The organism is Aeromicrobium fastidiosum (assembly GCF_017876595.1).
Lineage (GTDB): Bacteria > Actinomycetota > Actinomycetes > Propionibacteriales > Nocardioidaceae > Aeromicrobium > Aeromicrobium fastidiosum.
Map to the genome: position 1 here is coordinate 1,682,397 of NZ_JAGIOG010000001.1, position 26,089 is coordinate 1,708,485.

Annotated in this window: 32 protein-coding genes; 12 read left to right on the forward strand and 20 right to left on the reverse strand. The window is 71.5% G+C overall.

Going from position 1 to position 26,089, the window contains the following annotated elements:
• Positions 1-6 precede the first annotated feature (6 nt).
• From JOF40_RS20235 to JOF40_RS08390, 13 genes are all read right to left on the reverse strand, one after another.
• Positions 7-948 (reverse strand): GGDEF domain-containing protein, encoded by a 942-nt coding sequence (locus JOF40_RS20235; RefSeq protein ID WP_281286533.1) that lies wholly within the window; start codon positions 946-948, stop codon positions 7-9.
• A gap of 52 nt (positions 949-1,000) precedes the next feature.
• A complete protein-coding gene (locus JOF40_RS08335; RefSeq protein ID WP_246152927.1) occupies positions 1,001-1,375 on the reverse strand; it encodes a VOC family protein in 375 nt (124 codons plus the stop codon).
• Positions 1,372-1,518, reverse strand: coding sequence for a hypothetical protein (locus JOF40_RS08340; RefSeq protein WP_188111895.1), 147 nt, complete (start codon positions 1,516-1,518; stop codon positions 1,372-1,374). Before JOF40_RS08340 ends, JOF40_RS08335 begins: the two co-directional genes overlap by 4 nt.
• A 39-nt stretch (positions 1,519-1,557) precedes the next feature.
• Complete coding sequence (locus JOF40_RS08345) at positions 1,558-2,988, reverse strand: LCP family protein (protein WP_129185446.1); 1,431 nt, start codon at positions 2,986-2,988, stop codon at positions 1,558-1,560.
• A gap of 148 nt (positions 2,989-3,136) precedes the next feature.
• Positions 3,137-3,277, reverse strand: a complete 141-nt coding sequence (locus tag JOF40_RS08350; protein ID WP_188111894.1) for a hypothetical protein — start codon at positions 3,275-3,277, stop codon at positions 3,137-3,139.
• Between the two features lie 85 nt (positions 3,278-3,362).
• Positions 3,363-3,536 carry a CsbD family protein gene (locus JOF40_RS08355; protein WP_129185447.1) on the reverse strand — a complete coding sequence of 58 codons (174 nt, stop codon included), beginning with the start codon at positions 3,534-3,536 and terminating at the stop codon, positions 3,363-3,365.
• 35 nt (positions 3,537-3,571) lie between these two features.
• Positions 3,572-4,159, reverse strand: a complete 588-nt coding sequence (locus tag JOF40_RS08360; RefSeq protein ID WP_129185448.1) for an Asp23/Gls24 family envelope stress response protein — start codon at positions 4,157-4,159, stop codon at positions 3,572-3,574.
• Positions 4,149-4,676, reverse strand: coding sequence for a DUF6286 domain-containing protein (locus tag JOF40_RS08365; RefSeq protein ID WP_129185449.1), 528 nt, complete (start codon positions 4,674-4,676; stop codon positions 4,149-4,151). The genes JOF40_RS08360 and JOF40_RS08365 overlap by 11 nt, the downstream gene beginning before the upstream one ends.
• The gene (locus tag JOF40_RS08370; RefSeq protein ID WP_129185450.1) at positions 4,673-5,089 is read right to left on the reverse strand and encodes an Asp23/Gls24 family envelope stress response protein; all 417 of its coding nucleotides are present in this window, start codon (positions 5,087-5,089) and stop codon (positions 4,673-4,675) included. The genes JOF40_RS08365 and JOF40_RS08370 overlap by 4 nt, the downstream gene beginning before the upstream one ends.
• Positions 5,082-5,258, reverse strand: coding sequence for a hypothetical protein (locus tag JOF40_RS08375; protein WP_188111893.1), 177 nt, complete (start codon positions 5,256-5,258; stop codon positions 5,082-5,084). The genes JOF40_RS08370 and JOF40_RS08375 overlap by 8 nt, the downstream gene beginning before the upstream one ends.
• A gap of 17 nt (positions 5,259-5,275) precedes the next feature.
• Complete coding sequence (locus JOF40_RS08380) at positions 5,276-5,551, reverse strand: hypothetical protein (protein WP_129185451.1); 276 nt, start codon at positions 5,549-5,551, stop codon at positions 5,276-5,278.
• Positions 5,548-5,844: an Asp23/Gls24 family envelope stress response protein gene (locus tag JOF40_RS08385; RefSeq protein WP_188111892.1), complete on the reverse strand. Its 297-nt coding sequence runs from the start codon at positions 5,842-5,844 to the stop codon at positions 5,548-5,550. The genes JOF40_RS08380 and JOF40_RS08385 overlap by 4 nt, the downstream gene beginning before the upstream one ends.
• Positions 5,834-6,322 (reverse strand): Asp23/Gls24 family envelope stress response protein, encoded by a 489-nt coding sequence (locus JOF40_RS08390; RefSeq protein WP_129185453.1) that lies wholly within the window; start codon positions 6,320-6,322, stop codon positions 5,834-5,836. The genes JOF40_RS08385 and JOF40_RS08390 overlap by 11 nt, the downstream gene beginning before the upstream one ends.
• A gap of 193 nt (positions 6,323-6,515) precedes the next feature.
• Between JOF40_RS08390 and JOF40_RS08395 the strand changes: the two genes are divergently transcribed.
• Together JOF40_RS08395 and JOF40_RS08400 are read left to right on the forward strand one after the other, a co-directional pair.
• Entirely contained in the window at positions 6,516-7,076 is a 561-nt protein-coding gene (locus JOF40_RS08395) for an RNA polymerase sigma factor (RefSeq protein ID WP_246152925.1), read from the forward strand.
• Entirely contained in the window at positions 7,067-7,546 is a 480-nt protein-coding gene (locus JOF40_RS08400; RefSeq protein WP_129185454.1) for a hypothetical protein, read from the forward strand. The genes JOF40_RS08395 and JOF40_RS08400 overlap by 10 nt, the downstream gene beginning before the upstream one ends.
• 9 nt (positions 7,547-7,555) lie before the next feature.
• Here the strand turns inward: JOF40_RS08400 and ptsP are convergent, their stop codons facing one another.
• Positions 7,556-9,196: a phosphoenolpyruvate--protein phosphotransferase gene (gene ptsP / locus JOF40_RS08405; RefSeq protein ID WP_129185455.1), complete on the reverse strand. Its 1,641-nt coding sequence runs from the start codon at positions 9,194-9,196 to the stop codon at positions 7,556-7,558.
• Positions 9,197-9,400: 204 nt separating this feature from the next.
• On the opposite strand from ptsP, the gene JOF40_RS08410 reads away from it, so the two are divergent.
• The 5 genes from JOF40_RS08410 to JOF40_RS08430 all read left to right on the forward strand — a co-directional run bounded on the left by JOF40_RS08410 (position 9,401) and on the right by JOF40_RS08430 (position 16,364).
• The gene (locus tag JOF40_RS08410) at positions 9,401-10,168 is read left to right on the forward strand and encodes a DeoR/GlpR family DNA-binding transcription regulator (RefSeq protein WP_129185456.1); all 768 of its coding nucleotides are present in this window, start codon (positions 9,401-9,403) and stop codon (positions 10,166-10,168) included.
• The gene (locus JOF40_RS08415) at positions 10,165-11,163 is read left to right on the forward strand and encodes a 1-phosphofructokinase family hexose kinase (protein ID WP_129185457.1); all 999 of its coding nucleotides are present in this window, start codon (positions 10,165-10,167) and stop codon (positions 11,161-11,163) included. Before JOF40_RS08410 ends, JOF40_RS08415 begins: the two co-directional genes overlap by 4 nt.
• Entirely contained in the window at positions 11,141-13,177 is a 2,037-nt protein-coding gene (locus JOF40_RS08420; protein WP_209674463.1) for a PTS fructose transporter subunit IIABC, read from the forward strand. Before JOF40_RS08415 ends, JOF40_RS08420 begins: the two co-directional genes overlap by 23 nt.
• A gap of 43 nt (positions 13,178-13,220) precedes the next feature.
• Complete coding sequence (locus JOF40_RS08425) at positions 13,221-13,481, forward strand: HPr family phosphocarrier protein (protein ID WP_129185459.1); 261 nt, start codon at positions 13,221-13,223, stop codon at positions 13,479-13,481.
• Positions 13,482-13,844: 363 nt separating this feature from the next.
• Positions 13,845-16,364, forward strand: a complete 2,520-nt coding sequence (locus JOF40_RS08430) for an ATP-dependent Clp protease ATP-binding subunit (RefSeq protein ID WP_129185460.1) — start codon at positions 13,845-13,847, stop codon at positions 16,362-16,364.
• Between the two features lie 82 nt (positions 16,365-16,446).
• On the opposite strand, the gene JOF40_RS08435 is transcribed toward JOF40_RS08430, so the two are convergent.
• Positions 16,447-16,776 carry a DMT family transporter gene (locus JOF40_RS08435; RefSeq protein WP_129185461.1) on the reverse strand — a complete coding sequence of 110 codons (330 nt, stop codon included), beginning with the start codon at positions 16,774-16,776 and terminating at the stop codon, positions 16,447-16,449.
• A 63-nt stretch (positions 16,777-16,839) separates the two neighbouring features.
• On the opposite strand from JOF40_RS08435, the gene JOF40_RS08440 reads away from it, so the two are divergent.
• A complete protein-coding gene (locus JOF40_RS08440; protein ID WP_129185462.1) occupies positions 16,840-17,379 on the forward strand; it encodes a TetR/AcrR family transcriptional regulator in 540 nt (179 codons plus the stop codon).
• Here JOF40_RS08440 and JOF40_RS08445 read toward each other — a convergent pair.
• A complete protein-coding gene (locus JOF40_RS08445; RefSeq protein WP_129185463.1) occupies positions 17,362-18,267 on the reverse strand; it encodes an iron-sulfur binding domain-containing protein in 906 nt (301 codons plus the stop codon). The two genes, JOF40_RS08440 and JOF40_RS08445, sit on opposite strands and share 18 nt — an antisense overlap.
• A gap of 46 nt (positions 18,268-18,313) precedes the next feature.
• Between JOF40_RS08445 and JOF40_RS08450 the strand changes: the two genes are divergently transcribed.
• Entirely contained in the window at positions 18,314-19,096 is a 783-nt protein-coding gene (locus JOF40_RS08450) for a hypothetical protein (protein WP_188111891.1), read from the forward strand.
• Between the two features lie 109 nt (positions 19,097-19,205).
• Here JOF40_RS08450 and disA read toward each other — a convergent pair whose 3' ends face one another.
• Both disA and radA read right to left on the reverse strand, forming a co-directional pair.
• A complete protein-coding gene (gene disA / locus JOF40_RS08455; RefSeq protein ID WP_129185464.1) occupies positions 19,206-20,306 on the reverse strand; it encodes a DNA integrity scanning diadenylate cyclase DisA in 1,101 nt (366 codons plus the stop codon).
• 67 nt (positions 20,307-20,373) lie between these two features.
• Positions 20,374-21,765, reverse strand: a complete 1,392-nt coding sequence (radA, locus tag JOF40_RS08460; RefSeq protein ID WP_129185465.1) for a DNA repair protein RadA — start codon at positions 21,763-21,765, stop codon at positions 20,374-20,376.
• Positions 21,766-21,933: 168 nt separating this feature from the next.
• Between radA and JOF40_RS08465 the strand changes: the two genes are divergently transcribed.
• Both JOF40_RS08465 and JOF40_RS08470 read left to right on the forward strand, forming a co-directional pair.
• On the forward strand, positions 21,934-22,590 hold the full coding sequence (locus JOF40_RS08465; protein ID WP_129185466.1) for a DUF2238 domain-containing protein: 657 nt from the start codon (positions 21,934-21,936) through the stop codon (positions 22,588-22,590).
• Between the two features lie 73 nt (positions 22,591-22,663).
• Positions 22,664-23,644 carry a hypothetical protein gene (locus tag JOF40_RS08470; RefSeq protein WP_129185467.1) on the forward strand — a complete coding sequence of 327 codons (981 nt, stop codon included), beginning with the start codon at positions 22,664-22,666 and terminating at the stop codon, positions 23,642-23,644.
• Between the two features lie 34 nt (positions 23,645-23,678).
• On the opposite strand, the gene JOF40_RS08475 is transcribed toward JOF40_RS08470, so the two are convergent.
• Positions 23,679-24,317: a VOC family protein gene (locus JOF40_RS08475; RefSeq protein WP_129185468.1), complete on the reverse strand. Its 639-nt coding sequence runs from the start codon at positions 24,315-24,317 to the stop codon at positions 23,679-23,681.
• Positions 24,318-24,359: 42 nt separating this feature from the next.
• Positions 24,360-25,103 carry a DUF3109 family protein gene (locus JOF40_RS08480; RefSeq protein WP_129185469.1) on the reverse strand — a complete coding sequence of 248 codons (744 nt, stop codon included), beginning with the start codon at positions 25,101-25,103 and terminating at the stop codon, positions 24,360-24,362.
• A gap of 65 nt (positions 25,104-25,168) precedes the next feature.
• On the opposite strand from JOF40_RS08480, the gene JOF40_RS08485 reads away from it, so the two are divergent.
• Entirely contained in the window at positions 25,169-26,080 is a 912-nt protein-coding gene (locus JOF40_RS08485; protein ID WP_129185470.1) for a Ppx/GppA family phosphatase, read from the forward strand.
• Positions 26,081-26,089 lie beyond the last annotated feature (9 nt).

The window sequence follows — 26,089 nt, forward strand, 5'->3', positions numbered from 1 at the left end:
GATGCTCTAGCTGGCGCGGCCGTCGAGCTTGCTGACGTACATCTCGGCATCGGCGCGGGTGAAGGCCTCGGCGACGCTGACCACACCGGCCGCTGTCGGCGCGTAGCCCATCGAGGCACGGATGCCGGCGTCTGCGAGTGCCGTGACGAAGCGGTCGAAGTGTGGCTGGAGCCTGCTCATCGGCAGGTTGTTGGCCAGGACCACGAACTCGTCGCCGCCGTAGCGGGCCACCCGGTCGCCGTGACCCGCGGTGGCCGTGAGCACCTCGGCGGCTCGGCGCAGCAGCTCGTCGCCGGCGGCGTGGCCCTCGACGTCGTTGACGAGCTTGAGCCCGTCGAGGTCGATGACCGCAACGGCCACGGGGTCGCCGTAGGCGCTGACCCGCTCCTCGGCGTCGTCGACCAGCAGGTCCCAGCCCCGGCGGTTGACCAGGCCGGTCAGCGCATCGGTCTCGGACAGCGCCAGCGCGATCTCGGCCGAACGTCGCTCACGGTCGGCGATGCGCGACATCGCCAGCTGCGACGACAGCAGGTCGCCCATCAACGCGACGAGGTCGGCGTCGACCGCGTCGATCCCGGCCAAGGGCTCGGTGCCCACGCCGCACAGCGTGCCGAAGGCGTGGCCCTCGTCGTCGGTGATCGGGAACCCGACGTAGGCGCGGACCACCTGTGCGTCGGGGTGGTCCGCGTAGTCGGCGTCGGCCTGGGCGTCGAGCACGATGCGCGACGCGCCGTTCGACATCCGGATGCAGAACGTGTCGTCCCACGGGACGCGCCGGCCGAGGCTCAGCAGGCCCTGGTCGTGCACGTGCAGGTGCACCTGCTCACCGGCCGCGACCCGCGAGACCGACCAGTCGGGGATGGGAGTGTGGGCGTTGAGGTAGTCGACGACGCGCTGCGCCGCTGCGCTGAACATGTCGGCACCGTTGGCCATCTCCCGAGGACTCACTGCACAAGTGTGCCTGTCCGACGGTCGCGGCGCAGCGGAAGTGGGACGTGGCTCAGGTGACCAGGCAGAACGGATGGCCTGCCGGATCGGCGAAGACCTGCCAGTCGCCGTCATCCTCCTCGGACACGACGTCGCCGAGCTGTCGCGCGCCGAGCTCCAGCACTACCGCCCGAGCCTGGGCCAGGTCGTCCACCTCGACGTCGAGGTGCGCCTGCTGCTCGCCGTGCCCGCCCGGCCACGGGGGAGCGACGTGGTCGGCGACGACCTGGAAGCACACGCGGGCCTCGTCGCCGCGGCGCTCGAGCGACCACCAGTCGTCGTCGCGCTGCACGATCGGACGGTCGAGGACCGCGGCCCAGAACGTCGCGAGCGGCTCGGGCTCGCTGCACTCCAGCACGATCGACCGGAGCCGGCCCACGCCGCTCACGACGCCTCCTCGTCCGTCCCGTCGGCGTCGGGGTTGGTGACGCTGGGCTCGAACGGCTGCCCCGACGGCTGCTCGAGAGGCTGGTCGTCGGGATCCGTGCGGGTGTCGGGCGTGGTCGGGTGCTCGGGCGATGTCTCGGTCATGCCCGGGGGTTACCCCGGTGCGGCGGCCGCATGCGCCGGTCAGGTGCAGAGCGAGTCGTTGGCCTTGCGGGTCGTGGCCTTGACGGGCTCGGGCTTGACCGGATCGGTGCCGGCCTGGATGCGGTCGGAGCCGATGATGAGCCACACGCCGGTGATCTTCGACGTCTGCTCGATGATCTGGGCCTTGAACCCGAAATCGGCGTTGATCTGGTCGGCGGTGGCCTTGGCCTCGGGGGTGCCGTCGACGAAGATGCGCGTCGCGGTGGCGGGCTTCTGGGCCGTGGCGACGCCGTTCACGGTGTAGCCGAGGGCGGTCAGCGACGCCTGTGCCGAGGTGCCGAGACCCGAGGTCTGTGCCGCGTTGAGCACCTTGACGGGTGCCGACCGGGGGTTGCTGACCTCGGTCGCGGTACCGCCGCTCGCGGGCTTGTCGGGCGTGTCCTCGCCCTCGACCGGCATCTCCTGGTCCTTCGCGACGGCCTTGAAGATCGTGTCGGCGTCATCGGTCTTGACGACCCGGTTGGCGTCGAAGGGCGCGGCTCCGTTGGGCATCGTGACGAACGTGATGCCGGAGTCGGGCACCGCGCGGGCGCGCTTGGCCAGGCTGGTGAGCTCGGGGATCGACGAGATGCCCTCGTCGACCGTGATCGACTTGGTCAGCGCGTTGACGAACCGGAAGAGCTTGTCGGGCCGGGTCAGCACGCTGGTGCTGCGGGCCTGCTCGATGATCGACGACATGACGACCTGCTGGTGACCGAGCCGGCCGATGTCGCTGCCGTCGCCGACGGCGTGGCGGGTGCGGGCCAGGGCGAGCGCGTCCTTGCCGGGGATCTTCTGCTCGCCGGCGGGCAGCTTGAGCTTGGCGAGGGGGTCGACGAGCGGCTCGTCGAGGCACACCTTGACGCCGCCGAGGGCGTCGACCATCGAGGCGAATCCCTCGAAGTCGAGCTGGACGAAGTGGTCGATGCGCACGTTGCTGATCGTCTCGACGGCCTTGACGGAGCACGCGGGTCCGCCGTCGAGAGCAGCGTTGATCATCTGGTTGGTGCCGCCGGCGAACGCCCCGCTGCCGGTGTTCTTGCAGGCGGGCAGGTCGAGCACGGTGTCACGGGGGATCTGCACAGCGTCGATGCGGGTGTTGCCGCGCGAGAAGTGCACCAGCATCAGGGCATCGCTGCGCTGAGATCCGGTGCCCTTTCCGTACTCGTTGGTGCCGAGGTCGCGGGAGTCGGAGCCGATGAACAAGATGTTCATGGCACCCTTCGGGGTGTCGTCCTTGACGACCGAGTCGCCCAGCTTGGCGGTGTCGATGTTGCCCTGCAGCTTCCAGATGGCCCCGGCCGCTCCGATGCCGAGCACCAGGACGAACACGCCGAGCCCGACGAGCGTGCGACGCACGATCTTGCGGCGTCGCGACGGCTCGCGTCGGCGCTTCGGCGGGGTGCTCGGCGCGATGTCGGGCGTGGTCACTGGCGTGCTCCTGGTGTTGGCAGAACTTCCAGAGTACGAGCAGAACCTGAGGACATGCTAGGAAAGCGGCGTGACGTGTCGCGCACCGCGCGTGCGCCGACGAGGGACCCTCCAGGCGCGGGAGCCCGCTCGTCCGCGACGGGGTGCGTCAGCGCCGGCCGCGGAGGCCGCGGCGCTGCGTCCTGCGCTCCTCGAGCTTCTTCTGCGCCATCGGGATGCCGACGAGCGCCAGGAGCTTCCAGACGGCCCAGCCGAGGACCGTGAAGAGATTGCGCTTGGGGTGTGCCATGGTTCCTTCTCTCTGTGGGCAGACGTGCCCTGTGGTGGGACGTGCGACGGGGACGGCGCGAGCCGTCCCCGTCCCGTGATGCGGACTACTTCTTGAAGGCGTCCTTGATGTTCTCGCCGGCGTCCTTGACGGACGACTTGGCCTGGTCCTTCTTGCCCTCGGCCTTGAGCTCGTCGTTGTTGGTGACGTCTCCGACGACTTCCTTGGCCTTTCCGGCGAGGTCCTCGGCGGCGTTCTTGGCCTTGTCTGCGATGCCCATGATGATGCCTTTCTTCGTGGTGGGTTGGGGTGTTGTCAGTGCACGCGAGGCGTGCCCGCTCGGGTGGGCCGGATCCGACGACGGTCGTGGCCGAGCAGGACTCGGCAGACCGTGGTGCCGTCGGGAAACGCTTCCGAGACGTCTTGGGTGCACCGGGCGGCAGCGGACTCGATGCTGTCTCCGGTGGCGTGGGGGTCGAGCTGGCCGCGCAGCTCGATGACGTGGGTGCCGCGGTGGCGGCGAGCCGTGCCCTTGACCCGCGTGGTGCTGGTGCGGGCCTCGAAGTCGGCCGCGACGGCCTGGGCGACACTGTGCAGGTCGATGCGGATGGCACCCGTGCGGTCGGACGCCTCGGACAGGCGCACGGTCCGCTCGCCGCGACGAGGGGCGTGCGACAGCAGCCAGGCGAGCCCGACCAGGCCGATCACGACGCCGGCCGCGGCGAAGGCCCACGGCCACCAGGTGCTCGACTCCATGTCGTCGACGCCGCCGAGGTCGAGCCTGGCGGGCCAGGACCCGATCCAGTCGTACCGCCAGTTCAGCAGGGCGAGACCGCCGGTGATCAGGGCGATGCCGACGAGGGCCGTCACGAGCCGGTCGATGGTTGCGAGCCTACGAGTCATGCTTGACCTCCTCAGTGCGGACGACGACCTCGTGGGTGCTGAGGCCGTCGAGCGCGGTGCGCACGTTGGCCTCGACCTCGGCAGCGACGCCGGGTCGATCGGACTGCACGGTCACGACGACCCGCCCTCGACGGTGCCGCGAGCTGGCGGCCGCGACGCCGGGGGTGTGCTCGGCCGCGCCGGTGGCGACGGCTCGCACGGCGCTGCGGGTGATCCACACGTCGGACGGTCCGGAGGTCGTCTCGTGGGTGCGGGCCGCGGGACGTACCGAGGTCAGCAGCAGCCACAGCCCGACGAGGGCCAGGACGACGCCGACGATGACCGCGGGGACTCCGGCTGTCGTGCCGTCGAGACGGTCGACGAGGTCGCCCGTCCACGTCGTCCCGTCGGCCCAGCCGCGGTCGACCGCGAGGTCGCGCACGGCGACGACGGCGATGCCGACGAGCGCGAGCGCCAGGACCAAGGAGACACTGGATGCCGCGGGGCGTGCCTTGGGGGAGCCGATCGTGGTGCTCACGAGACCCTCCTCGAGGACGGCTGGGCGCCCTGCGCCGCGTCGGCCGACACGATGTGCAGCGTCACGTCGACGCGCTCGATGTCGGTGCCCGACAGGCGGGAGGCCTCGGCCCGGACCGATGAACGGATCGTCGCCGCGAGCTCTTCAGCACGGCACGGCCAGGTGGCGGCCGCGTGCAGGTCGGCGACGGCGATCGCGCCGCGGAAGGTGACGGTCGCCGACGGCAGGTTGCGGGTGCCCAGCTGCTGCACGCCTGCGGGCCGGGCGACGCACCCGGGCACCTGCAGCGAGGCCTGGGCGACGATGTGCTCGACCGCCTTGGCGCGGACATCGAGTGTCCCGCGCTCGTCGACCGGCCGATCGGCGCCTGCGCCGGGCAGGTCGGAGAGGGCGAAGGTCTGGGTGTCAGTCACGTCGGCCCCGCGCGATCGAGGTGAGGTCGATGTCGCCGTCGAGGTGGGCGCCGATGGCGAGGCCTGCGGCACCGATCACGAGGGCACCGAGGAAGGCGCTGAACCCGCCGATCGCAATGGCGATCGCGAGCAGGAGGCCGACGAACAGGCCGATGGTGGAGAGCTTCATGCTGTGGTCCTTGGGAGTCAGAGTTGGATGTAGCGGCGGGAGCCGGGGACCCACCTCGGGAGGCGGCGTCGTGCTCGTGCGACCGCAGCGCGCAGCATCCGTGTCACGGGCGATTCGCTGCGGTCGCGGCGCTGGATGGGTGTGACGCCGGAGACGTCCTGCGAGCCGGTCGTGCGTTCCAGGGCCCGCAGGGCCGCGTCGAGGTCCTCGGCGCGGCCGCCGCGGTCGGGGTGGTGCTGCTTGATCGCGGCGCGACGGGCAGCCCGGCGGGCCCGGTCGTCCGCGGGTGTCACGGGGCGGAGTCGGGGGCGGCGATGTCCTGGACGGTCACGTCGACCGGGCCGTCGACCAGGGGCTCGACGGCGACCCGCACGGCGTCCGCGGTCTGGAGGACAGGCGTCCCCCAGTCGAGGACGACGTGCACCTCGCAGGCGTCATCGCCCAGCCGGACACCGGTGATCCGTCGTCCGGGCAGGTACGTCGCGACCTCGCCGAAGACGCCGGCGTGCAGTGCGTTGACGCCGGGGACGGCGAGCACTGCCGATGCGACGGCCTCGGCCCGGTCGGGCGTCGTGTCACTCGACACGGGACTCACTGGTGTCGGCGTCGGTCTCGTCGCCCTCGAGGTGGACGTCGAGGACCGTGATGTTGACCTCGGTCACCTCGAGCCCCGTCATGCGCTCGACCGAACCGATGACGTTGCGCCGCACTCCCGTCGCCAGCTCGGCGATCGAGACGCCGTACTCGGCGATCAGGTCGACGTCGACGGCGGCCTGGCGCTCGCCGACCTCGACGTTGACGCCCTGGCTGAGGTTGGTGCGCGATCCGGGGATGCGGTCACGGATCGCGCCGACGGCGCGGGCGGTGTTGCCGCCGAGGTCGTGTACGCCGCTGACCTCGCGGGTCGCGATGCCGGCGATCTTGGAGACCACGGCGTCGGCGATCGAGGTGCGTCCCTGGTCGCTCACGAGCGGCCCGGTGGGGGCGGCCTTGACGAGCTCGGCGGAGGCGGAGCCGGAGTCGGCGATCTTCGCGGGAGCGGTCGCCTTGAGTGTGTCAGCCATGTCTGTGCCTGTGCCTTTCTGTTGATCGAACATCTGTTGGTCGTCCCGAGCCGGCAGTTCGTCACGCCGTCAGGAGGTGATCTGGGTCACGGTCCCGGCGGTGGTCGTCGAGCCGGTGTCGTTTCGGATGGCGCGATCAGCCGGCGGCCTCCACGCTGAGGGAGTGCTCGACGGTTCACCACAGGACGACATCGTGTCGGCCCCGGACGCCGCGGTCCCGGACACCGTGCTGGTGCGCCGGGTGCGGCTGGGCGATCGCACGGCGTTCGACGAGATCATCACGAAGCACGGTCCCGGCATGTACCGGTTCGCCCTGCGGATGGTGGGCGGTCACCAGGCCGATGCCGGCGAGGTCGTGCAGGAGGCGTTCATCTCGGCCTGGAAGAACATCGAGACCTTCGAGGCCCGCTCGTCGCTGCGCACGTGGCTGTTCAGCCTCGTGTCACGGCGCGCCGCAGACCTGCAGCGCAAGCGCCGTCCGACCCCCATCGACGACGACGTCCTGTCGGCCATCGCCCCGGCGTCCCACCGCGACCCGCTGCAGGACGTCATGGACAAGGAGCTGATCGCCGCGCTCCAGGTGGCGCTGGCCGAGCTGCCCCATCAGCAGCGCGCGGTCTGGCTGCTGCGCGAGGTCGAGGACATGAGCTATGACGAGATCGCCACTACCCTGACGATGACGCCCGACAGCGTCAGGGGACAGCTGCACCGGGGCCGCAAGAACCTGGCGGAGAGGATGGCGCAATGGCGGTAGAGCAGACACCTGACCCGCTCGAACGGGCGACGCGTGCCCTCAGGGACGAGCCCGATGCCGGGTGGATCGAGGTCTCCCAGGCGGTCATGAGCCGTGTGCGCACGCTGGTGATGCCGGCCTCGGTCGTCATCACCTTCGACGAGGTCGGCTCGTCGGAGCGCGGAGACCGCGGCTCGATCGTGCGGGTGTCCGGACGCGTCCTGACGCCGCGGCTGCGCGAGGCGGTCGACACCCCGACCCGGGCCGCCGACTCCGTCGACATCGAGGTCGCCGACGACCGGTGCACGGCCATCCACCTCGGCCTCGTCTGCGTCTACGGCGCCGATCTGCAGCAGGAAGGACGGGACGCGCGTGCCGCGGCGGCGTCGGTCGTGCACGAGCTGCTGGGCCGCGACCCGGCGTTCGACCCCGAGCGCGACATCACGGTCGAGATCGTCGACGTCGTCGAGGGCGACCCCCACACGCAGTAGGGCACGCGGTCAGGCGAGGATCGCCCGCACCCGGTCGCGTCCCGCAGCCGGGTCGGCGGCGGCCAGCGCGGCCTCGGCGGCCTCGCGGCACTGCTCGAGCGTGACGGTCGCGAGCATCGCGCCGACGCTGCGGACGGCGCTCGCCGCGCACGACAGCGACGTGACACCGAGGCCGACCAGCACGCAGGCCAGCATCGGGTCGGCGGCGGCCTCGCCACACACCCCGACCGGCTTGCCGGCGCGTTCGCCCGCCGCAGCGACCGACGAGACGAGCATCAGCAGCGCCGGCTGCCACGGATCGGTCAGGTGGCTCAGGGACGACGCCATGCGGTCGGCGGCGAACGTGTACTGGCTGAGGTCGTTGGTGCCGATCGACACGAAGTCGACGTGCTCCAGCAGGCGGTCGGCGAGGAGCGCGGCCGACGGCGTCTCGATCATGACGCCGGCCGTGAGCCCCCGCTCGCGGATGCGCTGCGCGACGTCGGCGGCCTCCGACACGACCGCCACCATGGGGGCCATGACCCACACGTCGGCGTCCGATCGTGCAGCGGCAGCGGCGATCGCATCGAGCTGGTGGTCGAGCAGCTCGGGCCGCTCGGTGGCGATGCGCAGCCCACGGACGCCGAGGGCCGGATTGGGCTCGGTGCCCATGTCGGCGAAGGCGAGCGGCTTGTCGGAGCCGGCGTCGAGCGTGCGGACGACGACCTTGTGCGTGCCCGCGGCGTCGAGCACGGCGGCGTAGATCTCGGTCTGCTCGTCGACCGTCGGCTCGGAGCTGCGGTCGAGGAAGCTCAGCTCGGTGCGGTAGAGGCCGAAGCCCTCGATCGGCTCGGCCGCGGCACGGACGGCGCCCGCGGCGTCCTGCACGTTGGCGAGCACCTGCACTGCGTGGCCGTCGCTCGTCGCGCCGGGGCCGGTCCACGCCGCCCCTGCCGCGCGCCGCTCGGCATCGGCCTGCGCTCGCGCTGACGCGTCGGCCGGATCGGGGTCGAGCACGATCTCGCCCGTCGAGCCGTCGACCAGCGCCGTGACGGCCGATCCGTCGATCGGCAGGTCGCGCACGCCCACGACACACGGGATGCCGAGCTGCCGGGCGATGATCGCGGTGTGGCTCGTGGCACCGCCGAGGCGGATCGCGATCGCGACGATGCGCTCGGGGTCGAGGCCCGCGGTGTCGGCCGGGGCCAGGTCGTCGGCGAACAGCACGGACGGCACGTCGGGGCTGGGCACGCCGGGCTCCGGCAGCCCGAGCACCTCGGCGACGACCCGGTCGCGGACGTCGTGCAGGTCGGTGACGCGCTCGGCCATCAGCCCCCCGGCGGCGCTGAACATCGCGGCGAGCTCGGCGACGGCGGCCGTGACGGCGGTGGCCGGGCCCGAGGCGTCGGCGTGCTTGGCGACGAACGTGGCCAGACCCCGGTCGCGGGCCATCGCGGCGGTGGCCTGCAGCACCTCGGCGGCGGCACCGGAGGCGTGGGCCGCGCGGGCGGTCAGCCGGTCGGCGACGACCTCGCTGGCGGCGGCGACGGCGGCGACGGTCGTCTCGCGATCGACGTGCGGCTCGTCGGTGGGGGCCTCGACCCGCTCGGCCGTCACGACGACGGGTCCGGTGCCGACGCCGGGGACGACCGGTGTTCCGCTGCTGCTCATGTGTCTCTCCTACGAGGCGAGTTCCTGGAGGCCGGGTTCTGTGAGCGAGGCTACGTGAACGCGAGGAAATCTGACCGAACCCCTTGACTTCGAGGGACGTTACCGCGTAGAACAACAGATATCAACAAAAAACCACACAAATCCACACGAGGATCGATGGGCACCTCGCCGTCGTCCCGTCCGACGATCAGAACAGGGGATCGCGTGTACGCAGCAGAACGACGAGCAGCGCTGGCCCTGCGCCTCGAGCAGCACGGACGCGTCAGCGTGCTCGACGCCGCCGGCGACTTCGGCGTCTCCGGCGAGACCGTGCGGCGCGACCTGGCCGCCCTCGAGCGCCGCGGCATCGCCCGCCGCGTGCACGGCGGTGCCGTCGCCCGGTCGTCGGTGCAGGCCGTCGAGCTCGATCTGCTCGAGCGCGAGGCGCGCCAGTCGCCGCAGAAGCAGCGCATCGCCGCCGCGGCCCTGGCCTTCCTGCCCGCCGTCGACGGCAGCGTCATCATCGACGCCGGCACGTCGACCGCAGCCCTCGTCGACGCGCTCCCCGACGAGCACTCGCTGACCGCCGTCACGCACGGCGTCGCGACCGCCGCCCAGCTGGCCCGCCTCGGCCAGGTCGACCTCCACGTCATCGGCGGGCACGTGCGCGGTGCCACGGGTGCCGCGATCGGCGCCGGCACCGTCGCCGCCTACGAGACGGTCGGCGTCGACGTGGCCTTCGTCGGCACCAACGGCATCTCGATCGAGCGCGGGCTCACGACCGTCGACTTCGGCGAGGCCGCGGTCAAGCGCGCCATCGTCGCGCGTGCCGCACGCACCGTCGTGCTGGCCGACTCCTCCAAGCTCGACACCGACTACATCGTCACCTTCGCCGCGCTGTCGGCGATCGACGTGCTCGTCACCGACAGCGACGCGTCGACCGAGTGCGTCGCGCGGCTCCGCGAGGCGGGCGTCGAGGTGGTGCTCGCATGATCGTCACCGTCACCGCCAACCCCGCGATCGACCGCCTGCTGACGCTCGACGGCCCGCTCGTGCGAGGAGCCGTCGGCCGCACCGACGCCTCGCTCGACCAGCCCGGCGGCAAGGGTGTCAACGTGGCCCGCGTCATCGCCGCTGCGGGCCACGAGGTCGTCGCGGTGTTCCCGGCCGCTGCCCACGACTCCTTCGTGACCGCGGTCGAGGCGACGGCGCTGTCGCACCTCGCCGTGCCGACCGCCCACCGCGTCCGCGTCAACCTGACGCTGGCCGAGGCCGACGGCACCACGACCAAGCTCAACGCCCCGGGTGCAGAGCTGTCGACCGACGAGCTCGAGCGACTCACGGCCGCGATCGTCACGGGGTCGAAGGGTGCCTCCTGGGTCGTCCTGTCCGGCTCGCTGCCGCCCGGCGTGCCCGACGACTGGTACGCCGGCCTGACCCGCACCCTGCGGGCGCAGGGCTCCCGGGTCGCGGTCGACGCTTCCGGCGCGCCGCTCCTGGCCGCCCTCGGCTCGCCCGACCACGCGCCCGACCTGGTCAAGCCCAACGCCCACGAGGTCGTCGACCTGGTGGGAGGCGACGCCGACGCGATCGAGGCCGATCACGAGCTCGCCGCCGCGACGGCCCAGCGCGTCCGCCGCGAGCACGGGCCCGCAGCGGTGCTCCTGACGCTGGGTGCCTCGGGCGCGGTGCTCGCGACCGCCGACGGCTCGTGGTTCGCCGCATCGCCGCCGATCGTCCCGGTCAGCACCGTCGGCGCGGGCGACTCCTCGCTCGCCGGATACCTCCTCGCCGAGGTCGACGGGCACGATGCGCCCGGCTGCCTGGCGGTCGCGGTCCGGCACGGCAGCGCCGCCGCCGCGCTGGCGGGGTCGACGCCGCCGACCCCCTCCGACGTGGCCCGGCTCGACGCCGTCCATCCCCAGCAGCTCTCGCTCCACTCACACCTCTCACAGAAGGATGGCCATGTCATCACTCATCACGGCTGACCTCGTCAGCCTCGACACCGACCTCGGTGCCGACGCGCCGAGCGTCATCACGGCTCTCGCTCAGCGGGTCGCCGACGCCGGCCGGGCGACCGACCCGGCACAGCTCGTCACCGACGCCCTCGCCCGCGAGACGCAGTCGGCCACGGGCCTGCCCGGTGGTATCGCCATCCCGCACTGCCGCTCCGAGGCCGTCACCGAGCCGACGCTGGCCTTCGCCCGGCTCGTGCCGGGTGCCGACTTCGGCGCATCGGACGGTCCCGCCGACCTCGTGTTCCTCATCGCTGCCCCCGCCGGCGGCGGACAGGAGCACCTCAAGCTGCTCTCGTCGCTGGCCCGTGCGCTGGTGCGCCCCGACTTCACCGCGGCCCTGCGCGCCGCCCCCGACGCCGCTGCCCTCGTCGCGCTGGTCGACGAGGTCGTGTCGCCCGCGCCGGCTGCCGAGGCCGCTGCCGCCGCTCCCGCCGCCGCGACGTCGTCCGCGACCGTGACGCGCATCGTGGCCGTCACCGCGTGCCCCACGGGCATCGCCCACACCTACATGGCCGCCGACTCGCTGACCCAGCAGGCCGCGCAGACCGACGGCGTCGAGCTGCAGGTCGAGACGCAGGGCTCGGCCGGTGCCAAGCCGCTGTCGCCCGAGACGATCGCCGCGGCCGACGCCGTGATCTTCGCGACCGACGTCGGCGTCAAGGACCAGGCGCGCTTCGCCGGCAAGCCCGTCGTCGTCAGCGGCGTCAAGCGCGCGATCAACGAGCCGTCGGTGATGATCGCCGAGGCCGTCAAGGCCTCCACCGATCCCCGTGCCCGCCGGGTCGAGGGAGGTGCCGCGACCTCCGAGGAGCACGGTGCCGAGGGCGGCAGCTGGGGCCTGCGCCTGCGCCAGTGGCTGCTGACGGGTGTCAGCTACATGATCCCGTTCGTGGCCGCCGGCGGACTGCTCATCGCCCTGGGCTTCCTGCTCGCGGGCTACGACGTCGCGGGCGACCCGGCGTCGAAGATCCTCTCCGAGAACACGCTGAGCAACCTGCCCGCCGCGGGCGACCACGCCCTGTTCGGCAGCAGCCTGCTGACCTACATCGGCGCCCTGCTGTTCCTGCTCGGCTCGTGGGCGTTCGGCTTCCTCGTGCCCGCGCTGGCCGGCTACATCGCCTATGCGATCGCCGACCGTCCGGGCATCGCACCGGGCTTCGTGATGGGCTTCCTGGCCAACCAGATCGGCGCCGGCTTCCTCGGCGGCATCGTGGGCGGCATCATCGCCGGACTCATCGCGCACCAGATCGCCAAGCGCGAGGCACCCCGCTGGCTGGCGGGACTCATGCCCGTCGTCATCATCCCGCTCGTCACGACGATCATCGCCGGCATGCTGATGCTGCTGGTGCTCGGCCGGCCCATCGCCGACATCACGAACGGCCTGACCGACTGGCTCAACGGCCTCTCCGGCGGATCGATCGTCCTGCTCGGTCTGCTGCTCGGCGCGATGATGGCCTTCGACATGGGCGGCCCGGTCAACAAGGCCGCCTACGTCTTCGCCACGACCGGCCTGACGGCCCAGGCGATCGCCGCTGGCGGCACCGAGGTCAAGATCATGGCCGCCGTGATGGTCGGCGGCATGGTGCCTCCGCTCGCGATGGCCCTCTCGACCGCGCTGCGGCCGGGCCTGTACACGTCCTCGGAACGCGAGAACGGCAAGGCGGCCTGGCTGCTCGGGGCCGCGTTCATCACCGAGGGCGCGATCCCGTTCGCGGCAGCCGACCCGCTGCGCGTCATCCCGTCGATGATGCTGGGCTCCGGCGTGGCCGGTGCGATCTCGGCCGGCGCAGGCGTGACGCTCGCGGCTCCGCACGGCGGCATCTTCGTGTTCTTCGCGGTCGACCAGGTGCTGTGGTTCCTGGTCGCGATCGCAGTGGGCACGATCATCAGCGCCGCGTCCGTCACAGCGCTGAAGCAGCTCGGTCGGGGAGCCGGCGACGTCGTCGCCGACGCCGAGACCGCCAAGGTGCCGGCCCACGCCTGACACCCTGAGACCACACCCACCACGCGCCACTGAAGGAGCACCCATGCCCAGCAAGACCGTGACCGTCGGCTCGTCCGTCGGACTGCACGCCCGCCCCGCCGGCACCATCGCGGCGGCCGCCGCCGGACTCGACGTCCCGGTGACGCTCGCCCTCGTCGGTGGCGACCCGGTCGACGCCGGGTCGGCGCTGATGATCATGACGCTGGGTGCCGGTGCCGGCACCGAGGTCGTCGTGGAGTCCGACGACGCCGCGGCCGTCGAGACCATAGCGGCGCTCGTCGAGGCCGACCTCGACGCGGAGTAGCGCGCCCCCTGGGGCCGATTTCCCAGGTGCACCCCGGAAGTTTTCGGGGTGCACCTGGGATTCCGTCGCTTCACCCCTGATGAAACCGGGGTGAGGTGATGGTTTTCTGTGTCACCCCGGAATTCGCGAAGCCTCCGGGACGATTCCGGGGTGCACCTGGGAAACCGCCGAAAACGGCTCGAGGCGGTGGACGGCGCACGGGGCGGCAGGTGCTGGCGGCGTGATCGGACGGGAGGGGTTACGCCGACGGCGAACGAGGGAACGCCGGGCCGCCCATGACGGTTGGGTTAAGCAACTGGGCATCCGGCGCGCGGATTTCCAGAGCCGACTAAACTGGTCGGATACTCCACCCCAGGGGGAAGAATGTTCGAAAGATTCACCGACCGTGCTCGTCGCGTGGTCGTGCTCGCCCAAGAAGAGGCGCGCATGCTCAGCCACAACTACATCGGCACCGAGCACATCCTCCTCGGCCTGATCCACGAGGGCGAGGGCGTCGCCGCGAAGGCGCTCGAGAGCCTCGACATCTCGTTGGAAGCCGTCCGCGGCCAGGTCGAGGACATCATCGGCCAGGGCCAGCAGGCCCCCAGTGGCCACATCCCGTTCACTCCTCGGGCCAAGAAGGTCCTCGAGCTCAGCCTCCGCGAGGCCCTGCAGCTCGGCCACAGCTACATCGGCACCGAGCACATCCTCCTCGGCCTGATCCGCGAGGGCGAGGGCGTCGCCGCCCAGGTGCTCGTCAAGCTCGGAGCCGACCTCAACCGCGTGCGCCAGCAGGTCATCCAGCTGGTCAGCGGCTTCCAGGGCAAGGAGGCCGAGTCGGCCGGTGCGCCGAGCGAGTCCGCTCCCAGCACGTCCGCCGTGCTCGACCAGTTCGGTCGCAACCTCACGCAGGCCGCCCGCGAGGGCAAGCTCGACCCCGTGATCGGTCGCGACGACGAGACCGAGCGCGTCATGCAGACGCTGTCGCGGCGCACCAAGAACAACCCGGTGCTCGTCGGCGAGCCCGGCGTCGGCAAGACCGCGGTCGTCGAGAGCCTCGCGCAGGACATCGTCCGCGGCGACGTGCCCGAGACGCTCAAGGACAAGCAGATCTACACGCTCGACCTCGGCGCGCTCGTGGCCGGCTCGCGCTACCGCGGTGACTTCGAGGAGCGCCTCAAGAAGGTGCTCAAGGAGATCCGCACCCGCGGCGACATCATCTTGTTCATCGACGAGATCCACACCCTCGTCGGTGCGGGTGCCGCCGAGGGCGCGATCGACGCCGCCAGCATCCTCAAGCCGATGCTGGCGCGTGGAGAGCTGCAGACCGTCGGTGCCACGACGCTCGACGAGTACCGCAAGCACTTCGAGAAGGACGCGGCGCTCAACCGTCGCTTCCAGCCGATCCTGGTCGACGAGCCCTCGGTGGCCGAGTCGGTCGAGATCCTCAAGGGCCTGCGCGACCGCTACGAGGCGCACCACCGTGTCTCCATCACCGACGAGGCCCTCGTGGCCGCGGCGACGATGGCCGACCGTTACGTCTCCGACCGGTTCCTGCCCGACAAGGCGATCGACCTGATCGACGAGGCCGGTGCCCGTCTGCGCATCCGTCGCATGGCGTCGCCGCCCGAGCTCAAGGAGTTCGACGACCAGATCTCCGACGTGCGCCGCCGCAAGGAGGGTGCCATCGACGCGCAGGACTTCGAGGCTGCCGCCTCGCTGCGCGACGAGGAGAAGAAGCTCATCAACGCCAAGAGCGAGCGTGAGAAGGCCTGGAAGTCCGGCGACCTCGACACCGTCGCGGTCGTCGACGAGCAGCTCATCGCCGAGGTGCTGGCCAAGGCGACCGGCATCCCCGTCGGTCAGCTCAGCGAGGCCGAGTCGAGCCGTCTGCTCAACATGGAGGCCGAGCTGCACGAGCGCGTGATCGGTCAGGACGAGGCCATCAAGGCCCTGTCGCGGGCCATCCGGCGCACGCGTGCGGGTCTGAAGGACCCCAAGCGTCCGGGCGGATCGTTCATCTTCGCCGGGCCCTCGGGCGTCGGCAAGACCTGGCTGTCCAAGGCGCTGGCCAACTTCCTGTTCGGCGACGAGGACTCGCTCATCCAGCTCGACATGTCGGAGTACAGCGAGAAGCACACCGTCTCGCGCCTGTTCGGCTCGCCTCCCGGCTACGTCGGCTACGAGGAGGGTGGCCAGCTCACCGAGAAGGTGCGCCGCAAGCCGTTCTCGGTCGTGCTGTTCGACGAGATCGAGAAGGCGCACCCCGACATCTTCAACTCGTTGCTGCAGGTGCTCGAGGAGGGTCACCTGACCGATGGTCAGGGACGCGTCGTCAACTTCAAGAACGCCGTCGTCATCATGACCACCAACCTCGGTGCCCGCGAGATCTCCAAGGGCGTCAACCTGGGCTTCAGCCAGGCCGGCGACACCGCGGGTTCGTACAACAAGATGAAGGAGCGCGTGTCGATCGAGCTCAAGCAGCACTTCCGGCCTGAGTTCCTCAACCGCGTCGACGAGATCATCGTCTTCCCGCCGTTGACGCAGGACGAGATCCTGCAGATGGTCGACATGATGATCGGCTCGCTCGAGAAGCGTCTGGCCGAGAAGGACATGAACATCGAGCTCACGATGGACGCCAAGGACCTGCTGTCGAAGCGCGGCTTCGACCCGGTGCTGGGTGCTCGTCCGTTGCGCCGCACGGTGCAGCGCGAGATCGAGGACGTCATGGCCGAGAAGCTGCTCTACGGCGAGCTGCACCCCGGACAGATCGTCCTGGTCGGCGTCGAGGGCGAGGGTGCCGAGGCGGTCTTCACGTTCGAGGGTCGCAACAAGGCCGAGCTCGAGCTCGAGATGCCCGACGTGCCCCCGGCCGTCGAGGCGGGCGCTCCCAGCGGGGAGTGACCTCACCGGTCCGACCGTTCGAAGCCCCCCGTCGCGTCTGCGGCGGGGGGCTTCGTGGTGCGGTGCTTCGTCGGGCCGGGGGTCAGGCGTGCGAGCCCTGCAGGTTGATCAGCACGACGCCGGCGATGATCAGCGAGATCGCCACGATCTTGAGCACCGTGACCGGCTCGTCGAGGAAGATCACGCCCACGACGGCGATGGCCGCGGTGCCGGCACCGGCCCAGATCGCGTAGGTGACCGACACCGGGATCTCCCGGACGACGAGGGTCAGCAGCCAGATCGACACGGCGTAGCCCGCCACGACGACGGCGGACCATCCCGGATCGGTGAATCCCTCGGCCCGGGGCAGGACGGCCGTCGCGACCACCTCGGTGGCGATGGCGACAGCCAGGAGGGCGGCGGCGATGAACATGGATCGTCCTGACGTAGACGTAGCGAGTGCTACAAGAATGTAGCAGATGCTACGTTGTGGTGCATGGGCAAGCGCGACGAGCTGGCACAGGCGACCACCGACCATGCATTCGAGCACGGACTGATCGGGCTGAGCCTGCGCCCCTTGGCCGCGGCCATCGGCACGAGCGACCGCATGCTGATCTACCACTTCGGGTCGAAGGAGCAGCTCGTCGACGCCGTGCTCGACATCTCCAACGAGCGGTCGATCGAGGTCATCAGGTCGACGCCACCAGCAGCCTCCGTCGCCGAGGCGATCACCGCCTTGTGGGACGTCTTCACCTCCAGCCAGCTGCAGCGGTGCCAGCGGATGTACGTCGAGGCGGCGGCGCTGGGACTGTTCGGCCGCGAGCCCTATGCCACGTCGGTGCGCGAGTCCAACGTCGTCTGGCTCGACGCGATCGCGAGCCACCTGCGGGCCTCGGGTGCCGCGGAGAGCGCCGCCCCGCGGCTGGCGGCCCTCGTCGACGCGACCTTCAACGGGTTGCTGCTCGACGGCCCGCTCGACGACGACGCGTCCGCACGGGCCGTCGTCGACGACCTCGCCTCAGCGGTGGCCGGGTAGCGCGAACGAGTCGGCGTCGACCGGCTCGACCAGGCCATCGGCCACGAGGGTGTCCAGGCAGCGCTCCCGCTGCTGTACATCTGGCCACACCACGTCGAGCGATGCCTTCGGCACGGCCGTGACGGCGTCCCGCAGCACGGCCATGAGCCTCCCGCGGCACTGACGGTCGGTGCCCTCCCACGACTGCCCGCGACGTGCCGGTCCCTCGTGCGCGGGGTAGCCGGCAGCTCGCCAGCCGCACAGCTCGGCCACGGGGCACTCCTGGCATCGCGGCGATCGTGCGGTGCAGACCAGCGCCCCGAGCTCCATCGTCGCGGCGGCCCACACGTGCGGAACGTGGTCGGGCACCAGGGCCGTGGCCAGCTCGCGCTCCGCCGCCGTGACCGCCGTGGCCGGGAACTGGACGCCCGACACGACGCGCGCGAAGACCCGGCGGATGTTGGTGTCCATCACGACGGCCCGGCCGCTGAAGGCGAACGAGATGATCGCCGCGGCGGTGTAGTCGCCGACCCCGGGCAGGGACAGCAGCGCGTCCCGCTCGCGCGGCACCTGGCCGCCGTGGTCGGCGACGATCGCGGTGGCAGCCGCGTGCAGTCGCAGCGCCCGGCGGGGGTAGCCCAGCCGACCCCACGCGCGGACGGCCTCGCCTGGAGGGTCCGCGGCGAGTGCGGCGGGCGTCGGCCAGCGGTCCATCCACGCCTCGTAGACCGGCATCACCCGGGCCACCGGCGTCTGCTGCAGCATCAGCTCGGAGACCATGACCGCCCACGGCGACACGCCCCGCCGCCACGGAAGGTCGCGGGCCGCCGATGCGAACCACGTCACGACGTCCTCGTGCAGGCGCGCCAGCTCGGCGGGGCTTGGCGGCAGAGGGGTGCGGGACGTCATGGCGCGTCGATCTTCGCACGCCCGCGCGGCCGCCTATCGTGTGACCGTGAGTCAGCGCCGGTTGCCAGCAGAGATCTACTGGCGACGACGGATGCTGCTCCTGGCCTTGGTCATCGCGATCGTCTGGGGCGTGCTGCAGCTGACCGGATCGGACGACGACCCCGCCCCCAAGGCAGCGCCCAAGCCGTCGGCCACGACCGCCAAGCCGTCACCGTCGTCCTCGCCGAGTGCCGCGCCCGAGCCGCGCACCACGGTCGACGGCCTGGTCGACGTCGCGCTCGTCGGCGCGTCCGCCAAGTGCGACCCCGAGAAGGTCCGCATCACCCCGAGCGTCCGACCCGGACAGCTGACGAGGGGCGTGATCGACGTCAACCTGGTGGTCAGCACGACCCAGACCACCGCCTGCACGCTGCAGCCGGACGACGCCGACGCAATTGCGGTCATCGCCGCCAACGGCACGCCCGTCTGGGACTCGACGGTGTGCAAGACCTCGCTGCTGTCCACCCCCGTGCAGCTGACGCCGCAGTGGGCGACGCTCGCGCCGGCGCAGTGGACGGGGCGTGGATCGGGCTCCAACTGCACCAGCAACCAGGCATGGGCCTCGCCCGGCACGTACACGCTCGAGATCGGCACGCTCGGCGGAGAGCCCGGCAAGACTTCGTTCACGCTCGACGCGCGACCCGCACCCGTCAAGACGACGCCCCCGCCGACGCCGGACCCCGCGGTCACGCCGGATCCCGCGGCACCGGCAGCCACGCCCGATCCTGCGGCGACGCAGGCACCGGCCGCAGGCTCGGACGTTCCCGCGCCTCTGCCCGAGGGGGAGTAGGCGCGGAGAGTCCGGAGTTGCGTCGTCCTGCTCGGCGCTCGGGCACGGGTCGGGATCACGACGGCGATCCGACTCGAGCCGGATCGTCCGCCTTCTCGAGGTGGTCGGGCTACACGTACCGCTCGAGGATGCTCGACTCCGCGAGCCGGGAGAGACCCTCGCGGACGCCGCGGGCGCGCAGGTCGCCGACCCCGTCGACGTTCTGGAGGTCCTCGATGCTCGCCGCGAGCAGCTTCTGCAGCGAGCCGAAGTGCTCGATGAGCCCCTCGACGACCGGGATGGGTAGACGCGGGATGCGCGCCAGCAGGCGGTAGCCGCGCGGGGCGAGGGGACCGTCGAGGGTCTCCTCGGTGCCGATGCGCAGCGCCCGGGCGACGCCGCCGAGGTCGACCAGGTCGGTCGACTCGATCGCGGCGAGCTCGGCGAGGACCGCCTCGAGGGGACGCGCGCGCCGCCCGGTAGGCATGTAGTCGCGGATGATGAGCTCGCGCTCGGCGTCGACGCCGCCGATGAGCTCCTCGAGCTGCAGGGCCAGCAGGCGTCCGTCGGTGCCGAGCTCCAGCACGTAGGTGTCGATCTCGCCGGCGATGCGGCTGACCATCTCGAGCCGCTGGGCCACGGCCGAGACGTCGCGGACCGTCACGAGGTCCTCGATCTCGAGCGCCGACAGGGCATCGCTGACCTCGTCGAGCCGGTTGCGGTAGCGCTCGAGCGTCTGCAGCGCCTGGTTGGCGCGACCGAGCACGGCACCGGTGTCCTCGAGCACGTGGCGCAGGTCGTCGAGGTACAGCGCGATGATGTGCATCGAGGCAGACACCGAGATGACGGGGACGTTGGTCTGGCGGGCGACCCGGTCGGCGGTGCGGTGACGCGTGCCGGTCTCCTGGGTGGGGATCGACGGATCGGGCATGAGGTGCACGCCGGCCATGACGATGCGGCTGGCGTCCTTGTCGAGCACGATCGCGCCGTCCATCTTGGCCAGCTCGCGCAGGCCCGTGGCGGTGAAGGGGACGTCGAGGCGGAAGCCGCCCGTGGAGATCGCCTCGACGCTCTTGTCGTGGCCGATCACGATCAGGGCGCCGGTGCGACCGCGCAGGATGCGCTCGAGCCCCTCGCGCAGCGCCGTGCCGGGCGCGACCGACGAGAGGGTCGCGCGCATGCGGGCCGACGCGTCGAGCGTCGCTGCGTGGCGCTCAGCCGCAGTTGCCATGACACGTCCTCCCGATGCAGTGACCATCCGGTCGTCGCGGGCCGGCGGTGCTCGCGCGGTCCGGCGCTCAGTCTACGGTGCGCAGGGACCGCGGTGGGGCATCGAGACAGAGCATCGCCTCGCCGATCGTGTGCACGGCCTGGATCGACATCTTGCCGGTGAACGAGTCGAGGCCCTCCGAGCCCGCGGGCACCACCGCCCGGCGGAAGCCGATGCGCTCGGCCTCGCGCAGCCGGGCGGCGAGGTTGCTGACCTTGCGGACCTCGCCGGCCAGGCCGACCTCGCCGATCGCGACGAGGTCGGTGGGGGCCGCCCGCCCCGAGACCGCCGAGAGCGTCGCGACGGCGACGGCGAGGTCGACCGAGGGTTCGACGAGCCGGGCACCGCCGACCGACGCGGTGTAGACGTCGAGCTGGCCGAGGTTGAGGCCGCAGTGCTTGGTGAGCACCGCCAGGATCATCGCGACCCGCGACGAGTCGAGGCCGCTGGAGGTGCGTCGGGGAGACGGCGTGGACGAGGCGACGCTGAGTGCCTGCACCTCGGCGAGCAGCGGCCGGCGACCCTCCATCGTGACCGTGACGCACGTGCCGTCGACCGGCTGGTCGTGCCGTGACACGAACAGCCCCGTGGGGTCTGGGACCTCGACGATGCCGTCGTCGACGAGGTCGAAGCAGCCGATCTCGTCGACCGGCCCGAAGCGGTTCTTGACCGCTCGCAGCAGGCGCAGGCGCGAGGCGCGGTCGCCCTCGAACTGCAGCACGACGTCGACCAGGTGCTCCAGCACCCGTGGTCCGGCGACCGAGCCGTCCTTGGTCACGTGCCCGACCAGCAGGGTCGCGATGTTGTCGCGCTTGGCGCGCTGGATGACCGCGGAGGCGACCTCGCGCACCTGGGTGACGCCACCGGGCACGCCGTCGACGTCGGCCGACCCGATCGTCTGCACGGAGTCGATGATCAGCAGCGACGGGGCGACCGTCTCGACGTGCGTGAGGACGCCGCCGAGATCGGTCTCGGCCGCGAGGTAGAGGTTGTCGTCGACGGCACCCGTGCGCTCGGCCCGCAATCTCACCTGCGCGGCCGACTCCTCGCCCGAGACATAGAGCGTGCGGCGACCGGCGCGCGCCCATCGCGCGGCGACCTCGAGGAGCAGGGTCGACTTGCCGACACCGGGCTCGCCGGCCAGCAGCAGGACGCCGCCGGGCACCACGCCGCCGCCGAGCACCCGGTCGAGCTCGCCGATGCCGGAGCCGACCGACCGGGCCGACTCGATCGCGACCTGGCTGATCGGCACTGCGGGCGTCGCGACGGGCGCGGCCTGCGTGCGTCCGGCCCGGGCGGGGGCGGCGACGTCGACGGTGCCCCAGGCCTGGCACTCGCCGCAGCGACCCACCCACTTGCTGGTCGTCCAGCCGCACTCTGCGCAGACATATGCCGGACGGGCGGTCTTGGTGCTGGCCATGGCGTCAGCCTAGGCGAGCGGCCCGACAGATCCGCTCGCGTCGGTGGGCCGCGTGGACCGCGGGAGAACCGTCGGCGGACGTCGTGGTCTCCATCCGGCGATGGTAGGGCGACGCGCTCTCCGGCGTCCGATGATCCGACGACGTGCGTCCGCCCCTAAACTCGGTGCATGTCGTCCGTCGCCCTGGCCACCCGGTACCCCGCGCCGCCTCTGCTTCGATCGGCCGACATCGCCGCGAAGACGGGCCTGATCCTGCTCGTGGGGCTCGCGCTGATCGTGCCGGGCCTCGGCAACATGGACGGCAAGGGACTCCTGCCCCGCGCGATCGGCTATCCCGTCGCGGCGTTCGCGATCCCGTTCATCTGGTTCACGTGGTGGCGCCAGCGCGCCTCGTTCCCGTGGGCGGCCGACTTCCTGATCACGTTCGCGTGCTTCAGCGACATCTTCGGCAACTTCCTCAACCTGTACGACTCCGTCGACGCGTTCGACAACGTCGTGCACTTCGTCAACACGGGCCTGCTGACGGCCGCCGTCATCCTGCTGACGATGCACCGCTCCACCCGCCTCAGCGCGGTCCTCGAGCGGGCCCTCGCCTTCGGCGTCAGCGCCGCGCTGGTGTGGGAGATCGCCGAGTACTTCGCCTTCCTGCGCTGGTCGCCCGAGCGTCTGGGTGCCTACGCCGACACCCTCAGCGACATGTCGCTCGGCGCGCTGGGCTCGCTGCTGGCGGCGTTCACGGTGCACGCACTGTGGAGCAGGGGCCACCTCACCGAGGTCGCGCCGCAGCTCGAGCTGGCCCACCAGGAGCGGGCCGGACGACGCTAGGCGCGTCCGACCCAGCTCGTCACGTGCCGAGCAGGGGCTGTTCCGTGCATGGTGAGGGTGCAGAATCGAGCGCGTGAAGCTGTCGCTGGTTGCCGAGGTCCCTCTGCCTGACGGAGTCGAGGCGCTGCACCTGCCCAAGACCTCCCTGACCGCCGGGGACGGAGCCCTCTGGGGTGTCGTGGGCGTCGAGGTCGGGGACGACTGGGAGACCTGGGTCGTCCGCGCGGACGGACACGGCCTGGCGCATCACGCGCTGTCGGCAGCCGATGTCGACGACGTCTTCAGCGGGCAGGCGATCGTCGACGTGGGAGGTGGATCGGTCGCCGTCGTGCTCTCGACCGAGGCGGTGCGGGTCCTCGACCCCGCATGCTCGGTGGTCGCCGATCTCGTCATCGAGGGGGCGCACGAGGTGCGTCAGGCCGAGCTCGAGATCACGCCCAGCACGGCACGAGGCCAGCGCGGCGGTACCTACGTCCTGCGGCTCGGATCGAGGTTCGGTGCGCGCACCCTCGTTCCCCTGCGGCTCGATCTCGCTGCCGGGTCGGCCAGCTGGGGCACTCCGTTCAGCCTCGACCCCTCCGCGTATCCCGTGGACAGGTTCGGCAGCGACGACTTCGAGGGCAACGGCGACCCGACGCCGCCGATCGTCGGCGACGTCGTGAACCTCGACGACGGCATCCTCGTCGCCACCGAAGGATCGGACGAGTTCGTGCTCCGCCACGGCGCGGACTACTTCACCGTCGACCGGGTGGACGACGACGGGAGCGTCGCGGCGCGAATCCACGAACAGTCCGGCTGGAAGCGGATGCCCGGAAAGCACGGGTGGCAGGGGCGCATCACGTCCAACGGCGACGCGGTCATCGTGACCCCGGTGTTCTCCTCCGGGGAGTGGAAGGGCAAGCAGAGGATCCTCCGCCTCGCCGACGGCTCCATGGAGGCCCCGGCCATGCCGCGCGGGGCGTCGAGGAGCACGCTCCTCGACGTCAGGGACGGACGGGCATGGCTCGTCGACGGCGGCGCTCGCCTGCTGTGCTGCGATCTGCTGGGCGAGTGATCGCCTCGACCACTCCCGACCGAGCAGACCTGCCTCAGATGCGGACGTCGCCGTTCGGGGTGCGGAAGGTCGCCGCCATGATGCCCGGCAGCCCGTGCGGGGCGGTCCAGTTGACGTCGATCTGCTCGAGCGCATCGACGGCGGGCTCGCCCAGCCAGTCGGACAGCCGCTGCGGCGATCCGGCGATGTCGAGGGCGGTCAGCTCGATCTCGGAGTCGGCCATCTGCGAGGGGTGCTCGGACGGGTCGATGTCCCACGCGGTGACGTAGGGCAGCTGCGGATCGGCCCGCATGCTGCTGGTGCCGATCTGTCGCCACTGCAGGTTGAAGCCGTCGGGACGGCGACGGTTGCCGGGCACCGCGTGACGTCCGATGCGGCGCTCGACCTCCTCCATGTCGTCGACCGAAACGCACCACGCCATCCAGCCGCCACCGGCGTCGGAGCGCTCGCGCACGGCCTTGCCGAAGGCCGCCTTGTCGGACGCCGGGTGGTCGAGCACCTCGACGACCTCGAGGTACTGCCGGTTCTTGAGCGGCAGGATCATGTTGCGCGTGCCGAACCGCGGGTGGGCACCCCCGTCGATGAACGAGGCGCCGAGAAGTCGGCCGAGCTCGGCGGTGGTGCCGGCGAGGCCGTCGGCGCCGACTGCGAACGAGACGTGGTCGAGATGCATACGGCATTCTGACCCAGCCGCCGTGCGGCCGTGGTCAGGGGGTCATCGGACCGGATCGGCGGGGTGTGGTGTATTGGCCCCGCGAGCCTCGTGCTCTCTGCAATACCGGGCCAGCTCGGCGTATCCGGCCTCGCCCATCAGGGCCGTCAGCTCGTCGCGATTGGTGACGTAGACGGGCTCGGGAGCGACATGTGCCTCGGTGTTGGACGAGCAGTACCAGTCGAGGTCGGCGCCACCCGGACCCCAGCCCTGTCGCGTGTACTCGCCGATCTGGGTCTCGGTGTACGTCGTGCCGTCGCCGCGGTCGACGTCGCGGAACTGTCGGCGCAGCGGCAGCTGCCAGCACACGTCGGGCTTGACGGTGTGGGGCTTGAGGTCGTTCTCGAGCGCGAGCGCGTGCAGCGCGCACCCGTAGCCCCCGGCGAAGTCGCGCGCGTTGTGGAAGATGCACGCCCCCTCGAAGGCGCGGGTCTTGAGCTCGCCGTCGTCGTCGGTCTCGGTCCAGCCGCCGCGGTGCCCCTCGTCATGGTGCTGCCAGTGGGTCGGCGTCAGCTGCTCCATGACGGCGCGGGTGCGCTCGGCGTCCTCGTCGTCGGAGAAGTGCGCGCCGAGCGTGCAGCAGCCGGCGTCGGGGCTCGACGCGTAGATGCCGGGGCAGCCCTGCCCGAAGATGCAGGTCCAGCGGGACGTCAGCCAGGTCAGGTCGCACCGGAACACCTCGTCGGCGTCGGTGGGGTGCGCGAACTCGACGAACGTCCGCGGGAACCCCAGCTCGACCTCTGGCACCCGATGGAGTTTACGCCGGGTCGCCCGGTGCCGCCGTGCACCGCGGGGGTGCGAGGATGGTGGTCATGCGCATGGGCGTCCTGGACATCGGGTCCAACACCGGCCACCTGTTGGTCGTCGACGCCTTCCGGGGCGGTTCGCCGCTCGCGGCCCACTCCTACAAGGAGCCGCTGCGGCTGGCCGAGCACATCGACGCCGAGCAGGCCATGACGGTCGAGGGCATCGACCGGCTCGTCAAGTACGTCGTCGAGGCGCGGTCGGAGGCCGAGGACAAGGGCTGCACGACGATCCTGGCGTTCGCGACGTCGGCGGTGCGCGACGCGGTCAACGTCGACGACGTGATCGCCGCGGTCAACCAGGCCAGCGACCTCGACCTGCAGGTGCTCGCCGGCCCCGACGAGGCGCGGCTGACGTTCCTCGCGGTGCGACGCTGGTTCGGCTGGTCGTCCGGACGCCTGGGGGTGTTCGACATCGGCGGCGGTTCGCTCGAGATCGCCGCGGGTGCCGACGAGACCCCCGACGTCGCGCAGTCGATGGCGCTGGGCGCCGGCCGGCTGACCCGCGAGTGGCTCGCGGCCGGCCGCACGCACGCCGAGCTGCGGCGCTACGTGCGCTCCCGCATTGCCGACGAGGCCGGTGCCGTGTTGCGGGGCGGTGCCTTCGACCGCGCCGTCGCCACCAGCAAGACGTTCCGGTCGCTCGCCCGCATCTGCGGGGCGGCCCCTTCGTCCGAGGGGCAGTACGTGCGACGCGTGCTGCGCAAGCACGACCTGTCGGTGCTGGTCGAGCAGCTGCGGTCGATGCCGCCCGAGGAGGTCGGCCGCCTGCCCGGCGTGTCGGTCGACCGGGCGCACCAGATCCAGGCCGGTGCCCTCGTGGCCGAGGCGACGATGGACCTGTTCGACCTGCAGGAGCTCGAGATCTGCCCGTGGGCGCTGCGCGAGGGTGTCCTCCTCGAGCACCTCGACGGACTCTGACGCGGCCCC